The organism is Hymenobacter nitidus (genome assembly GCF_020447315.1).
Lineage (GTDB): Bacteria > Bacteroidota > Bacteroidia > Cytophagales > Hymenobacteraceae > Hymenobacter > Hymenobacter nitidus.
Genome location: NZ_JAJADQ010000007.1, coordinates 310,913 through 322,972 on the forward strand (window position 1 = coordinate 310,913; position 12,060 = coordinate 322,972).

The window sequence follows — 12,060 nt, forward strand, 5'->3', positions numbered from 1 at the left end:
CAATGAACACGTAGCCATAGCGAGGCGAAAAATATGCCAGAATCCTACGGCCCCGGAAATATACAAACGCAAAAAAGCCCCTTGTCGTATTGACAAGGGGCTTTTTTATGGAATTCAAGCGGTTTACTTGCCACCGAACAGGTAGCCTACCTGAAACTGGAAGACCGAGTTTTTGGTATTGAACGTCTCCTGCCCATCTACTTCCTTGGCCACATCCAGCAGGCCGCCGTTGTAGCGAATGCCGAAGCCCAGGCCGCTTTCCAGCTCGTAGCCTACCCCGGCCACGTAGCCTAAGTCGAAGCGGTTTACGCCGTTGAAGTCGCTGTCCTCAGCGGTTTCGCCACCGGCCGTGAGCGTGCCTTTGCGCGTTACCATGTAGCCTACCTGCGGTCCGGCTTCGAAGATAAAGCCGTCGGCGTTGATTTTAGCCAGAATCGGCAGATCGACGTAATGCGTACGCTCTACGGTTTCACCGCCATCAAACTTGAACTTGATGCCTTTGCCGGAATAGAGCAGCTCGGGCTGAATCGAGAAAAAGCCGTCATCGGACAGGGGCGCGTTCATCATGACGCCACCGTTGGCATTCACCAGGTTCTCGTCAATCTCTTTTTGCTCTTTGGTCAAGCCTGAATAGCTAGACAGGTTGACGCCACCTTTCACGCCGAAACGGACTTGAGCCTGCGCAGTGGTCGTCAGACCGATGGCAGCTAAGAGGGACAACAGGACAGTGGTCTTTTTCATGAGAGGGAAGTGTAGTAAGCTGAAATAGTAATGGGGCCTGAGAACTTCAGGATGTGCCCTCAAACGTAGTTGAGCTGCAGAAGGTACAGCGGAAGAGCAAAAAAACTGGCTGCCTTGAGGAGCAGCCAGAATATCAGGTCCTTAAAAACTATTTGCCAAAGGGCAGCAAATAGCCTACCTGCAGGGTAAAGGCGTTGTTGAAAGCCTTGGGCTCGTTGTCGGCGTCTTTCGTGTCAATCAGCGAGTTGAAGCCGCGGGCGTAGCGCAGTCCCAGGCTCAGGCCGCCTTCGGTCTGGTAGCCCACGCCGGCCACACCGCTAAGGTCAAACTGCGAGAGGTCCGACTTGTCGGCCTCGTCGCGCGTGGCGCCGGTGTAGTCGCGGAAGCCGCTGTTGTCTTCTGTCTTGTCCTTAGTGCCGTCGGTATACTTGGTGGTCGTTTGCTGCTTCACCTTTGAGCCAAACAGGAAGCTAACCTGGGGGCCCAGCTCGAAAAACAGGCCGCCGGCGTTGATTTTAGCCAGCAGCGGCACGTCCAGGTAGTGCAGCACGCGCTGCTGCTCGGTTTCTACCTTGGCAATGTTGCCCGTAACGTTTTTCTGCGTGGAGGTGATTTCGTAGCCCTTGCGGTTGTAGAGCAGCTCGGGGGCAAAGGAAAAGAAGCCGTCGGCGCTAACGGGGATGCTGGCGCTGATACCGGCGTTGTAGCCGAATTTGTAGTCGCCCAGCTCACTGCTGTAGCCGGTTCCGGTGAGCTGAGTCACATTATCGCCGGAAACGTTGGAGTAAGTAGCACCGGCTTTTACACCAAGCCGAAAGCCGCCCGAATCTTGTGCGTAAGCAACGGAAGTAGTAGCGAGAGCCAGGGCGAGAGCTGCATATTTTTTCATAGGAAAAAGCAAAGTAGGTGGAAAATAGCCGGGTCGGAAACGGGCAAAAGCAGGACCCGGAAAAGCTGCTGTTGGGGGTAATAGCGCAAAGGCGGCCTTAATTGTTGCGGACGAGTACCAACTTTTCTTGGATTTAACTAAATGATAATTAGCTGGTTTCCCGGAAGTAGCAACAGGGTCAGCCGGTTGCGGCGGGCAGAATAACCGGGCGTTTCCGTGGTGGCTTCCGCGGCTTTAGCTATTTTTGAGGAGCTTGGATTCTATCGTTTGATGATGATTCGTTACGGGTTGCTCCTTACTATGCTGCTAAGTGGGGCCAGCGCCCGGGCGCAGCAACCAGCCGCCGTTGATACCCGCCCGCCGCTGGTGCTGGGCCTGTACGGGCAGGGCAGTTTTATCATTGCCCACACGCCTTCGGTCAAGCACCTGGTAAAGTCGCACCCCACGGGCCTGGAGCTGAATGTGCAGCGCCAAACCAACGGCTCGGAGCCCTGGCATGCCTGGTACAACTACCCCAAGGTGGGCTTGGCGCTGGTATACTACGACTACCACAATCCGGTGCTGGGCAAGTCGTACGCGGCCACGGTGTACCTCAACAAAGCCATTTTTCGCTCGGCCCGGCAGGAACTGAGCTTCCGCATCGGCACCGGCATCGGCATCTTTCCCACGCGCTACGACCAGGAAACCAATCACAAAAACAACTTCGTCAGCTCCCGGCTGAATGCCACGCTCCAGGGCCGGCTGGAATACGACCTGACCGTTACGCCCCACTACGGGCTGCTGCTGGGCCTGGGGCTCAATCATTATTCCAACGGCGCCACCACCAAGCCCAACTTCGGCATCAACCTGCCCACGGTGTTTCTGGGCATCAACTATCACCAGCAGCGCCCGTTCCGGCCCCTGAGCACGGGACCCACGGCCGAGCCCGACGAGGTGGGCCACAATTTCCTGGACCTGAGCACCAGCCTGGGCTTTAAACAGCGCAACGAGTCGGACCGGCGCAAGTACGCGGTGCAGTCGATTTCGGCGGCGGTGGGGCGGCGCGTCAACCGCAAAAGCGCTCTGGTGCTGGGCGCCGAGGGCTTCTACGACCGGTCGTTACTAGTGCAGCTGCGCGACACGTCTCGCGCGGGCGAAACCCTGCCCGATGTGAAAAAGGCCGGCGTGTTCTTTGGGCACGAGCTGCTGTTTGGGCGCTTGGCGTTTGTGTCGCACCTGGGCTTTTACGTCTACAATCCCTACAAGTCCAACAAGTTCTACTACGAGCGGCTGGGGCTGAAATATCAGTTTACCCAGCAGCTGTGGGGCTCCGCCGACCTGAAAATTCACCGTGGGGCCGCCGACGTGGTCGAGCTGAAAGTGGGTATGCGGCTGTAGTGATATTATGCGGTGGTGGGCCGCTGAGTCTGGGGGCGGCAGATGACGATTCAGAAGCCTTATCCGGCGGTTGAGTAAGGGAAATTGGTAAGCGGCCACGCTTTCTCCTTCCTTCGGGGCGTGCAGTCAGAACAGCTCCTCACCAACTTACCCCTCACCATCATGGAAACCTTGCTGCTACTAAACCGCTGGCTGCATATTACGGCCGGTTTTATTGGCTTTTTCGTGGCGCCGGCAGCTTTGTACGTGCGTAAAGGCGGCTCAGCGCACCGTTTCTGGGGCCGGATATTCTTCTGGGCCATGATAGTAGCCGGCACTACGGCTCTGGTTGCCGCGGTGCTCAAGAGCCTGACTTTCCTATTGCTAACGGGTATTTTCAGCCTGTATCTGGCGTGGTTTGGCTACCGCTCGATTTATCACAAGCACCTGAGCCGGGGCGAGGAGCGGGCCAATCGGCTCGACTGGGCGGGAGTGGGCATCGGTACCGCCGTGTTTGCCGGGACATTGGCTTACGGCCTGCTTCACCTGAAAACGAACCCGGTACCGGTGGTTTTCGGCGGCATTGGCCTCTTCACAACCCTGCGTCAGGCCCGCGCCTTCCGGCGCACAGGCCCGTGGCCGGCCGGGCAGTGGCTGCTGAATCACATATCGGGCTTCGTGGGCTCCTATGTAGCGGCGGTTTCGGCCTTTTCCGCTACCAGCCTCACGTTTATTCCTTTCCCGCTGAGCTTTCTGTGGCCGACGCTAGTCATCATTCCGCCCATGCTCTGGGTGCAGCAGCGCTATAAAAAGCAGTTTGCCCAAGGCCACCACCCCGAGAAAGTTGTGGAAGTACGTATCCAGCCCGAACTAGGGTAGCGCTTACCGCTGAGCGGCCACTACCGCCTGGTTGATGCGCTTCACCAGCGCCGGCCCCTCGTAGATAAAGCCCGTGTAAAGCTGAACGAGGGACGCGCCGGCTGCCAGCTTTTCCAGCGCGTCGGCCGCCGAGCCTATACCGCCAACACCAATAATGGGCAGGCCGCCAGCCGAATGCCGGTGCAGGTAACGAATAACATCGGTGCTGCGCTGCCGCAGGGGCCTGCCGCTCAGTCCGCCTGCCCCAACGGCCGCCAGCTGGCCCGGATCCGTGTTCAGCCCGTCCCGGGCGATGGTCGTGTTGGTGGCCACTAGGCCGCTCAGGCGGGTTTCGGCGGCAATGGTCAGGATGTCGTCGAGCTGGCCGTCGGTGAGGTCGGGCGCGATTTTGAGCAGCAGGGGCTTGGGTTTGGGTTTGGCCAGGTTGCGCTCCTGCACCTGCTGTAGCAGCCGGATCAAGGGCTCTTTTTCCTGCAGCTGCCGCAGGTTGGGCGTGTTGGGCGAGCTGACGTTGACCACGAAGTAATCAACCGTATCAAACAAGGTCTCGAAGCTCGCCACGTAATCGGCGGCGGCCTGCTCGTTGGGCGTGTCCTTGTTCTTGCCGATGTTGCCCCCGATAATTATAGTCGAGTGCCGCCGCCGCAGCCGCTGGGCCGCCGCCGCCGCGCCCTCATTGTTGAAGCCCATCCGGTTGATCAGGGCCTCATCCTGCGGCAGCCGGAACAGGCGGGGCGTTGGGTTGCCCGGCTGGGCCCGGGGCGTCACCGTCCCGATTTCCACAAAGCCAAAGCCCATTGTCGCCAGCTCATCCGTCAGCTCGGCATTCTTGTCGAACCCCGCGGCCAGGCCCACCGGATTGCGAAACTTCAGGCCGAAAACCTCCCGCTCCAGCCCCGGATGCACGAAGTCGTAGAGGCTGCGCAGCAAGGCCTTCGTGCCAGGCAGGCGGCAGCTGCGCCGCAGGTTATCGAAAACAAAGTGGTGAGCCTGCTCGGCATCGAGTTGAAAAAGCAGGGGTTTTAGCAGAGCTTTATACATGGCAGGTCACGAAGTATGCGGCTACAAAGCTCCTACTTTATTCCGGTAGAAAGGCTTTCCCGGTCAGGTACTGGAATAGAAGTTTTTTATAGCGAGTATCTGTTTGAAAATAAGTGTGATAGGTGGTGGTAGATAGAAATTGAGTAAAGTTGTGCCGGAAAAGTTTGGACAATAGCCCTGTTTCTGCCACTTTTGCAACCCCGAAACGCGAATCTCATTTGCCTATCGGGAACCGATTCTGTAGCTCAGCTGGTAGAGCAGTACACTTTTAATGTACGGGTCCTGGGTTCGAATCCCAGCGGGATCACCAAAACCCTCATTGCGGCAAGCAGTGAGGGTTTTTTGTTATTTGGACCACAAGTGGGGCTTCGGCTACAGCCTGGCTAGGCTGGCAGACACAAGTAAAGTAGTTCCAGCAGTTTGCCTAGCCGGCCCGATTGACTTCTTCCAAGTTGCTGTTACGGCGCTTGACATCGATTTTGGCGCCTCGGCTGAAGTTGTAGCGCACCGTTAGGCCTACGCTGCGGAAGCGGAAGTACTGGTTGAAGTCGTTGATATTGCCGTTGATGTTGGTGCTGAATCGGTAGCGGTAGCCTTTGAAGATATCATTCACGTTGAGGCTCACGTCGAGCTTTTCCCGCAGCAAGGTGCGCTTTACGGCTACGCCCAACCAGTGCATGGGCTCAATCAGGTAGAGGCCCGAAGCGGTGGGCCCCAGGTAGCGGGCCTCCACTTCCAGGCGTACCTTGTTGGGCAGCAGCAGCGTGTGGTTGGACTGCAGCATGTAGTAGAGCTGCTCGTTAGTCAAAAAGCCGTTGGTGGCGTCGGTGCTGAACTTGCGGTAGGACACCACTACGGTATTCTGCGAGTCCCACCACTTGGCCAGCTTATAGGGCGCCACCCCGGTCAGGCCGATGATGTGGCCGGTATCGAGGTTGTCGGTAGTATACTTCGTGGTGGCTGCCTCCACATCCAGGATGGGTACTTCCGAAAGAACGGCCGTCTGGTAGTCGTAGTTGAAGGCCAAGCTGTAGACCTTGTGGATGGTGTGCGCCAGGCGGAAGGCCTGCGTGTACTGAGGCCGCAGAAATGGGTTGCCTTCCTCGTAAGTATACGGGTCCCGGTAGAAGCGGAAGGGGTTCAGGCTGCCGTAGTTCGGGCGGTTCAGGCGGCGGCTGTAGCTGAAGCTCAGGTCGTAGTTCTTGTTGATTTCCTGCTGGGCAAACACGCTGGGAAACAGGTTCAGGTAGCGGCGACGGGTAACCTGCCCGGTGGTGTAGGACTCGCCCACCGACCGGGTATTCTCCGCCCGCAGGCCGGCCTGCAGCTTCAGTCGTTCCCCGGCCTTGCCGCTCCAGTTCAGGTAGGCGGCCTGGATGCTTTCCCGGTAGGCAAAGTAGTTGGTGCGCAGTGGATCCAGCTCCAGGGCCCCGTTGTTGAAGTAAAACCGCGAGTCGTTGTCGGCATTCACCTGGCTGACCTTCATGCCGGCTTCTACCTTGTGGCCCCCGGCGAAGGGCCGGGTGTAGTCGAACTTGCCGGCGTAGATCTGCAGATCGGACAGAGTATTGGTGTACTCCACGTTGCGGGTGCTCGTGCCCGGGCCCAGCTCGGTGAAGATGTTGAAGAAATCGGCCTGCCCCTGGCTAGTAATCTTGACCATATCCAGGTCAGCGGTCAGCGTAGTGCCGGTGGTATCGAGCTTGCCATTGTAGTGCAGGTTGCCGGTGTAGTTTGTGTAGGTGGTGCGGCTGAAATTGTCCGCGTCGATAAAGCGGGTGGGCTCCTGCCGCGACGGGCCCAGGTAGGTGTCGGTCAGGAAGTCGGACTCGCCTCGGCGTAGGGTGTAGCCAGCCATAAAGCCCACGCTGTGACGCTTGCTCAGGCTGTAGTCGGCGCCGGTGCGCACCACCGGCGGGCTGGTGGAAACGAAGTTGCCGGTGGCCTGCTGGTCGAAGTAGGTGGTTTTCCGCTCCCCGTAGAAGATGCGCGTGAAAGTGGCATCCCGGCCGCCCACCCGGCGCGAGCCGTCCAGGGTCAAAAAAGCGTTCCACTTTTCCTGCTTGGCGTTCAGGCTGGCCCCGTAGGTGTGGCCAAACTGCTGAAAGTTGTAGTTGCCGCTGGCGTACACGCTGCCGTTGAGGCCCCGCTGGGTGTTGGTTTTCAGGTTCAGGTTGAGAATGCCCGAAGTGCCTTCCGCGTCGTATTTGGCCGGCGGGTTGGTGATGATTTCGATGTTTTTCAGGTTGGCCGCGGGCATGCCTTCGAGCATGCTGCGCAGCTCCCGGGCCGAGAGGTACGTAAGCCGCCCGTCGAGCATGACCGTCACGCCGGGCTTGCCGTTGAGCTGAATATTGCCCTCCTGGTCGATGAACACGCCCGGCGATTTGGCCAGCACGTCGAAGGCCGTGTTGCCGGCCGCCATGGCCGTGCCCTCCACCGTGACCACCATGCGGTCGGCCTCCTGCACAATGGTTGGCCGCAGCCCCACGATGTTGACTTCGGCCAGCTGCTTAGCATCGGCCAGCAGCACGAGCAGGCCAAAGTCGAGGCCGGGCGCGGCGGCACTGAGCGCGAAGGCGGGAGTTTCCAGCAGCTTGTAGCCCACGGCACTAACACGCAGCACGTAGCTGCCGGCCGCGGGCGCCTGCAGCTGGAAGCGGCCATTTTCATCGGCCACGGTGCCCGTCACACTGGTCTTGCCCCCGGCCAGCACCACGGCTACGGTGGTAAAGCCCACGGCGGCCCCTTTCTCGTCCTTGATTGTACCAGTGAGCACCCCAGTAGACTGCGCCCAGCTTGGGCAAGCCAGCAGCAACAGGGCGCTATATAGCAGCAGGTAGAGGTATTTCATGGGGCGGGAGTAGAGAAAACAGGAGGGCGGCTGCTTGCTGCCGTAGCATCACCGGACAGCACCGGCAAGGATGGACACTGCCGCAAGCAGCAATGGTTACAGAAACAAGCGTAAAAAAATGGCTGCACGGCCGTTTGGTCGCAGCGCTTCGGTAGGCTATTTGTCGCATAGACAGAGCTACTAGGTGTGGGTTGCAGGGAGCGGGTGCCTTACCAGTCCGCTAGAAGTAGTACACGGCCGGGTAACGCCACTGCCGTAAAGTACCTGCTGCCTGCCTGCAGGGCAGCACATCTTCCACCGGTGGCTGGCGTGTCAGCTCTACCAGCTAAATAGGGGGCGACAAAGCCGTAAGCGTTACTTTTCCATCTGCCTACGCGTCTTTGCCGTTCCGGTAACTTAGTAGCAACTCCCTATGCGCTCCGCCGATACCCGCCACCGTGGCCCTCACCCAGCCGATAGTAACTTGTTTGCGCCCCGGTGGGTGCCAGTCCTGCGCACCGCCGTCCAGGAACTATCCTGGCTGTTGACGCGTGGCTATCCACCGGGCGCCACCCTGAAGCTGGTTGGCGACCGATATGCGTTAACTGAGCGTCAGCGCTGGGCCGTGGGCCGCGCTGCCTGCACCGACGAGCAGTACCAACGGCGCACGGCCGCGCAGCTACCGGCCACCAATCTGGATGGGCGGCTCGTGTCCATTGATGGCTTCAACCTGCTGATTACCCTGGAAACGGCGCTGAGCGGCGGCGTAGTGCTGCGAGGACGGGATGGTGCCCTGCGCGACTTGTCGAGTGTACACGGCACCTACCGGGCAGTGCTGGAAACCGACCGGGCCATTGAGTTGGCCGCCGCCGCGCTCCGGCCCCTGGCGCCTGGTCCCATACGGTGGCTGCTCGACCAGCCAGTGTCCAATAGCGGCCGGCTCGCGGCGCGCCTGCGCGAGCTGGGGCCGCGCCTGGGCTTACCCTGGACAGCTGAAGTCGTGCTGAACCCTGACCGTGAGCTGGCCCAAACCACGGATATCGTCGTGACCTCCGATTCGGCGGTCCTCGACCAGGCCGGCAGCTGGCTCAACCTCGCCGCCCTGGCGCTGGAAGCCGCGCCGCCGCGGTGGCTGCTCGATCTGAGCGGAAACGGCAGCACTGCTGGGCCAACCTTTGGAGATGGAAAAACATAATGTAATCAGCTTTAATCATCACCTGTTCCTGTCACCTGTTTTCTCCTATTTGCCCGCCGGTAGGGCCCGCCAGCAGCGTTTGATGCTCAGGTGGAGCGCTTAGCCCGCCCAGCCTTCCCGGTCGAGGCTGCGGTACTGGATAGCCTCTGCCAGATGCTCTAGGTAGATTTCCTCGGCGCCGCCCAAATCGGCAATGGTGCGAGCCACTTTCAGAATCCGGTCGTAGGCACGGGCCGAGAGACCCAGGCGCTCCATCGCCGTTTTGAGTAGGGTGCGGCCCGCATCGTCGATCTGGCACAGCTCCTTGACCATCTGCGAGGGCATCATGGCGTTGGAGTGAATCTCGGGGAACTCCCGAAACCGCGCTGTCTGTACCTCGCGGGCCTTCTCTACCCGCAGCTGAATATGCTCGCTGGTTTCGGCTTTGCGGGTTTCCGTCATCTGGTCGAAGGTAACGGGCGTTACTTCCACGTGCAGGTCGATGCGGTCGAGCAGCGGGCCGCTGACTTTGTTGAGGTAGCGCTGCACCACGCCGGGGCCGCACACGCACTCTTTCTCCGGGTGATTGTAGTAGCCGCACGGGCAGGGGTTCATGCTGGCGATGAGCATGAAGTTTGAGGGGAAATCGATGCTGACCTTAGCCCGCGAAATCGTGACGCGGCGTTCCTCCAGGGGTTGGCGCATTACCTCCAGCACCGTGCGCTTAAACTCGGGCAGCTCATCCAGAAACAGCACGCCGTTGTGGGCCAGGGAGATTTCGCCCGGCTGCGGATTGCCCCCGCCCCCGACCAGTGCCACATCGGAAATGGTGTGGTGGGGCGAGCGGAAAGGGCGCGTCGTGAGCAGGGAGGCGTTGGCCCCGAGCTTGCCAGCTACCGAATGAATCTTGGTTGTTTCCAGCGCCTCACTGATGGAAAGAGCGGGCAAAATACTGGGCAGGCGCTTGGCCAGCATGGTTTTGCCCGCGCCGGGTGGCCCAATCATGATGACGTTGTGGCCACCGGCCGCCGCAATTTCCAGGGCCCGCTTGATGTTTTCCTGACCCTGCACGTCGGCAAAGTCGGCGGCGTACTGGTTGGCGGTGGTTTGGAAAACGGTGCGCGTGTCCAGCGTGAGCGGCTCGATCGGCAGGCGGCCCTCGAAGAAGTCGATGGCCTGTTGCATGTTTTCGACCGGAATAACGTCGAGGTTATTGACGATGGCGGCCTCCTGGGCGTTGGCACGGGGCAGGATAAAGCCCTTAAAACCCTCCTTGCGGGCCTGAATGGCGATGGGCAGCACGCCCCGCACCGGCCGCAGCTCCCCATCCAGAGCCAGCTCCCCCATGATGATGTAGTTGCCCAGCTTTTCGGTGTTCAGCTGCTGCGAGGCATGCAGAATGCCCAGGGCAATGGGTAAATCGTAGGCCGAGCCTTCCTTGCGGATATCGGCCGGGGCCATGTTGACCACCACCTTGGTGCGCGGCATGCGGTAGCCCCTGATTTTTAGCGCGGCTTCAATGCGCTGCTGGCTTTCTTTAATGGCGTTGTCGGCGAGGCCCACCACATAGAAATTGGTGCCCTGGGATACGACTACTTCAATGGTAATGGTATTAGCGTTGACGCCCTGCACGGCCGAGCCATACGTTTTGGTAAGCATAGGAAATAACGGATAAGTCGATAAAGAATAAGAATCCGGGAGCTAAGATAGAAGAGAACCGCGCATCAGCACGAAAAAGGCCAGCCCCGGTAAGAGCTGACCTTTAAAATTCAGTCGATAAGAAGAGAAACGCTACTCGGAGGCCTCCGCTACCAGCTGCTCAATGAGCATAATCAGGATGTGAATGGCTTTGATGTGGATTTCCTGCACCCGGTCGGCAAAGCCGTGGTGCGGGGCCCGGATTTCCACGTCGCTGAGCCCGGCCAGCAAGCCTCCGTCTTTGCCCGTGAGGCTGACCACCGGCATGCCGATGGCCTTGGCCGCTTCGGCGGCGCGCAGCACGTTCGGTGAGTTGCCGCTGGTGCTGATGGCCAGCAACACGTCGCCGGGGCGGCCCAGGGCCTGCACGTAGCGGCCGAACACATGCTCGTAGCCATAGTCGTTGGCCACGCAGCTCATGTGGGAGGCTTCGGTGAGGGCAATGGCGCCGAGGGCGGGCCGGTCAAGGCGGTAGCGGCCGCTCAGCTCCTCGGCAAAGTGCTGGGCGTCGCAGAGGGAGCCGCCGTTGCCGCAGCTCAGGATTTTGCCGCCTTGCTTGAGGCTGGCCGCCATCAGGCGGGCAGCTTGCTCAATGCGCGACAGGTTTTCGGGGTCAGCCAGAAAACGGTCGAGAACGGTGCGCGCTTCGGTCAGCTCGGCGCGGATGAGGTCAGTTAGCGGTGCAGTCACGCCGCAAAGTTACAACGAAGAGCGGTTGTCGGGGTTCCCGGCCGGGGAGGGCGGAATTATCGTGTTGGGATGCTGCACGGGCGCATTCATCAGGCCGGGGTCCGACTGCGGAAAGGTGGGGTGCTCCACATCGTGGCTGGACGTAGCGGTGCCTGCGGCAGCGGGGGCGGGCGTTACCGGCCCCGACTGATAAATGGTAGTAGCGCCGGGCGTGGTAGCTACGGGCGTCACGGGCACGGCGGTAGTGGCGGCGCGCTGCTGAAAGTCCCGCTCCCGTTGGTCAATCTGCTGGTCGTAGAGCTTGGCTTTCAGCTCGTTGATTTTGCCGTTCAGCGCCGTGGTTTCGCGGCGCAGCAGGGCGCTGTCCATGTTTTCGGTGATGAGGTGCAAGGCCAGCAGCACCGCCCCGACGATGAAGAGCGTATTATAAAACGTGGCTAGGCCCTCGGGCCCACTCAGGTTGAAGGCCGAGGCGAAGGTGTCGCGGGTGGCGGGGCTGAAGATGAAGAGCAGCGCCAGCAGCAGGTACACCATGACCAGAATTGTAACCAGGCGTTTGAGAGCAAGCATAGGAGGGAGAAGGCTAGATTTCCGGAAAACACCGGTGGCAGTTCCACGCGGCAGCCTGGTTGGCGCACTAAATATAGAGTTTTGCCAATCTAGGAGCCGCGTAATCTGTCCGGTGACGTGCGCATAAACGCAGGGAAGGGCCCTACAGTTGGCCTACCCCGTTTTCCAGTTGTTCCTCTTCGGCTTGTT

The 12,060-nt window shown here is 59.9% G+C and carries 10 protein-coding genes and 1 tRNA gene; 4 read left to right on the plus strand and 7 right to left on the minus strand.

Going from position 1 to position 12,060, the window contains the following annotated elements:
- Window positions 1-123: 123 nt before the first annotated feature.
- Both LGH70_RS14975 and LGH70_RS14980 read right to left on the minus strand, forming a co-directional pair.
- Window positions 124-741: a porin family protein gene (locus tag LGH70_RS14975; protein WP_226187147.1), complete on the minus strand. Its 618-nt coding sequence runs from the start codon at window positions 739-741 to the stop codon at window positions 124-126.
- A 148-nt stretch (window positions 742-889) separates the two neighbouring features.
- Entirely contained in the window at window positions 890-1,630 is a 741-nt protein-coding gene (locus LGH70_RS14980; protein WP_226187149.1) for a porin family protein, read from the minus strand.
- 270 nt (window positions 1,631-1,900) lie between these two features.
- On the opposite strand from LGH70_RS14980, the gene LGH70_RS14985 reads away from it, so the two are divergent.
- A complete protein-coding gene (locus LGH70_RS14985) occupies window positions 1,901-3,007 on the plus strand; it encodes an acyloxyacyl hydrolase (RefSeq protein ID WP_226187150.1) in 1,107 nt (368 codons plus the stop codon).
- A gap of 162 nt (window positions 3,008-3,169) precedes the next feature.
- Entirely contained in the window at window positions 3,170-3,865 is a 696-nt protein-coding gene (locus tag LGH70_RS14990) for a DUF2306 domain-containing protein (RefSeq protein ID WP_226187153.1), read from the plus strand.
- A 3-nt stretch (window positions 3,866-3,868) separates the two neighbouring features.
- Here the strand turns inward: LGH70_RS14990 and LGH70_RS14995 are convergent, their stop codons facing one another.
- Window positions 3,869-4,906: a quinone-dependent dihydroorotate dehydrogenase gene (locus tag LGH70_RS14995; RefSeq protein WP_226187155.1), complete on the minus strand. Its 1,038-nt coding sequence runs from the start codon at window positions 4,904-4,906 to the stop codon at window positions 3,869-3,871.
- Window positions 4,907-5,140: 234 nt separating this feature from the next.
- On the opposite strand from LGH70_RS14995, the gene LGH70_RS15000 reads away from it, so the two are divergent.
- Window positions 5,141-5,216: transfer RNA gene (locus LGH70_RS15000), tRNA-Lys, on the plus strand.
- Between the two features lie 114 nt (window positions 5,217-5,330).
- Here the strand turns inward: LGH70_RS15000 and LGH70_RS15005 are convergent.
- Window positions 5,331-7,760 carry an outer membrane beta-barrel family protein gene (locus LGH70_RS15005; protein WP_226187157.1) on the minus strand — a complete coding sequence of 810 codons (2,430 nt, stop codon included), beginning with the start codon at window positions 7,758-7,760 and terminating at the stop codon, window positions 5,331-5,333.
- Window positions 7,761-8,172: 412 nt separating this feature from the next.
- Between LGH70_RS15005 and LGH70_RS15010 the strand changes: the two genes are divergently transcribed.
- Window positions 8,173-8,934, plus strand: coding sequence for a DUF434 domain-containing protein (locus tag LGH70_RS15010; protein ID WP_226187159.1), 762 nt, complete (start codon window positions 8,173-8,175; stop codon window positions 8,932-8,934).
- 99 nt (window positions 8,935-9,033) lie between these two features.
- Here the strand turns inward: LGH70_RS15010 and LGH70_RS15015 are convergent, their stop codons facing one another.
- The 3 genes from LGH70_RS15015 to LGH70_RS15025 all read right to left on the minus strand — a co-directional run bounded on the left by LGH70_RS15015 (window position 9,034) and on the right by LGH70_RS15025 (window position 11,871).
- Window positions 9,034-10,572 (minus strand): YifB family Mg chelatase-like AAA ATPase, encoded by a 1,539-nt coding sequence (locus tag LGH70_RS15015; protein WP_226187161.1) that lies wholly within the window; start codon window positions 10,570-10,572, stop codon window positions 9,034-9,036.
- Window positions 10,573-10,704: 132 nt separating this feature from the next.
- A complete protein-coding gene (gene lpcA, locus LGH70_RS15020; protein WP_226187163.1) occupies window positions 10,705-11,301 on the minus strand; it encodes a D-sedoheptulose 7-phosphate isomerase in 597 nt (198 codons plus the stop codon).
- Window positions 11,302-11,310: 9 nt separating this feature from the next.
- Entirely contained in the window at window positions 11,311-11,871 is a 561-nt protein-coding gene (locus LGH70_RS15025; protein ID WP_226187165.1) for a hypothetical protein, read from the minus strand.
- Between the last annotated feature and the right edge of the window lie 189 nt (window positions 11,872-12,060).